This is a genomic window from Arthrobacter sp. 2YAF22_2 (genome assembly GCF_052114645.1).
GTDB lineage: Bacteria > Actinomycetota > Actinomycetes > Actinomycetales > Micrococcaceae > Arthrobacter.
In genome coordinates this window covers 1-1,662 of sequence record NZ_JBFRFD010000665.1, presented here as the reverse complement: position 1 = coordinate 1,662, position 1,662 = coordinate 1, and the positions used below count along the sequence as shown (strand labels likewise).

Genomic DNA, 1,662 nt, shown 5'->3' with positions numbered 1-1,662 from the left:
GGGTGTAGGAGCCGCTGGCTGTGTTGGAGGCGTTGAGGACCTGTGGGATCACGAAGCCGCCGTAGGCGCCGACCGCGGAAATCAGGCCCAGCGCGGAGGAGGCCAGCCGCTGGGTGTCAACCGTGCTGGCCCCGGAGAGCGCCGCCCGGCTGTGCAAGACGAAGATCACCGGGATCATCCGGTAGGTGGCGCCGTTGCCGAAGCCGCTGGCAGTGAACAAGGCCAGGAAGAGAACCAGGAAGAGCCAGAAGCTCCCCAGCGGCAGGGTCCAGACCATGGCCAGGGTGATGACTGCCATCGCGCCGAACGCGGTCACGGTCATCCGTGCCCCGCCCAGCCGGTCAGCCATCCTCCCGCCGAAGGGCCGGGCCAGGGAGCCGACCAGCGGGCCCAGGAACGCCAGCGACAACGCCACGGTTCCGACGGCGATCGAGGAGAACGCCGGGAAGTAGTCCTTGATGAGCTTGGGGAACACACCGGCGAAGCCGATGAAGGAGCCGAAGGTGCCGATGTAGAGCAAGGCCATCACCCACAGGTGCGGTTCCCTGACGGCGGCGAGCGAGCCGGCGACATCGCCCCTGGCGCTGGTCAGGTTGTCCATGTACTTCCAGGCACCGAACGCGGCGAGCAGGATCAGCGGGATCCACATCAGCCCGGCGACGGGCAGATTCACGGAGCCTGCGGCCAGCAGAGTGACGGCGACCGGTACGGCGAGCTGCGCAACGGCGGCGCCCAGGTTTCCGCCTGCGGCGTTCAGCCCCAGCGCCCAGCCCTTTTCGCGGGCCGGGTAGAAGAACGTGATGTTGGCCATCGAGCTGGCGAAGTTTCCGCCGCCGAAGCCGGCCAGGGCGGCAACGAGCAGCATCACACCGAACGGAGTGCCCGGGTTGCCGACGCAGAGCGCCAGCCCGGTTGAGGGAACCAGCAGCAGCATGGCCGAGACGATGGTCCAGTTCCGGCCGCCGAAGCGCGGGACCATGAAGGTGTAGGGGATCCGCAACGTCGCGCCAACCAGGCTGGGCATCGAGATCAACCAGAAGATTTCGTTGGTGGAGAAGCGGAAGCCGGCGGCGGGGAGTTGGACCACCACAATCGACCAGAGCTGCCAGACCACAAAACCCAGGAACTCGGCGAAGATGGACCAGTTCAAGTTCCGGCGGGYGATCCCACGGCCCAGAGACTCCCACTGGGCCTTGTTTTCGGCGTCCCAGTTGGCAATCCACCGGCCCGGCCGGTACTCCAGCGCCGGGCCGCCGACGGCGGTGYGTTCGGCGGATGCTGCGGCGGGCGCGGCGGCCGCTCCAGCAGCGGCGTCGTGGTTCGGGGAAACGYCGGTTGCGGCGTCTGCAATGCGTTCAGCAGTCACGGGGACCTCCATCGTGGTGTCCCTCAAAACTAGGGACGCCGCGTTTCGGGGACGCTCGTGGTTTGTTAACGCGCTGTGACGTTTGCCTAACGTGGCTTGCGCCACAGCGTGAGGCGGAGTCGGGGACCGCTGGCGGGGTGTCCAAGGGGTGGGACCGTGCTCACGTCCAAATACTGGACTATTTGTCCATTGGGTGGACTTCGGCGACTATTATGTCAGATATATCCATTCCTTTGCCGGACGTCCCTCCGCAGGTCGATCCGGTCTTCACGAAAGCGTCACCACATGTCATCCAC

The 1,662-nt window shown here is 66.2% G+C and carries 1 protein-coding gene; it reads right to left on the bottom strand.

Annotation, left to right across the window (positions count from 1 at the left end):
• The coding region (locus tag AB4Y86_RS18485; RefSeq protein WP_441403599.1) for an MFS transporter at positions 1-1,366 on the bottom strand (1,366 nt) is incomplete at its 3' end.
• Positions 1,367-1,662 lie beyond the last annotated feature (296 nt).